Origin of the sequence: Mesorhizobium sp. M4B.F.Ca.ET.143.01.1.1 (assembly GCF_004792275.1) — a bacterium.
GTDB lineage: Bacteria > Pseudomonadota > Alphaproteobacteria > Rhizobiales > Rhizobiaceae > Mesorhizobium > Mesorhizobium abyssinicae.
Window position 1 is genome coordinate 1 of the sequence record NZ_SRSR01000152.1, and the last position, 369, is coordinate 369.

1 protein-coding gene is annotated in these 369 nt (G+C 67.8%); it reads left to right on the forward strand.

Going from position 1 to position 369, the window contains the following annotated elements:
• The coding region (locus EN786_RS36395; protein ID WP_135910090.1) for an AsmA-like C-terminal region-containing protein at window positions 1-369 on the forward strand (369 nt) is incomplete at both ends.

Sequence of the window (369 nt, forward strand, 5' to 3'; positions counted from 1 at the left end):
CCAAGGCCGATGCGATCGGACGCGACATCGACGCGGCAAAGACGGCGGGCTTCGCGCCTCAGATCGCCGGGCGGGGCAGCTTCGCCGCCGGCGACATGGACATAGCTTTCACTGTCGCCAACGGCACTGTGCGGGCACCGCCGATCAAGCTCGACAATCCTGGGGCGACATTGTCCACCGACGTGACGGCCGATCTCAACACCAGCACAGTCGCGGCGAAGGGAACGCTGACCTATCGTCCCGGCGACGAGGCGCTGGTCGGTTCCGAACCGGCCGTCAATTTCAGCCTGGCCGGTCCGCTTGGGGCGACCGCGCTCCAGTTCGACAGCGGTCCGCTGGCGCAGTTCCTGACGCAGCGCGCGCTGGAGA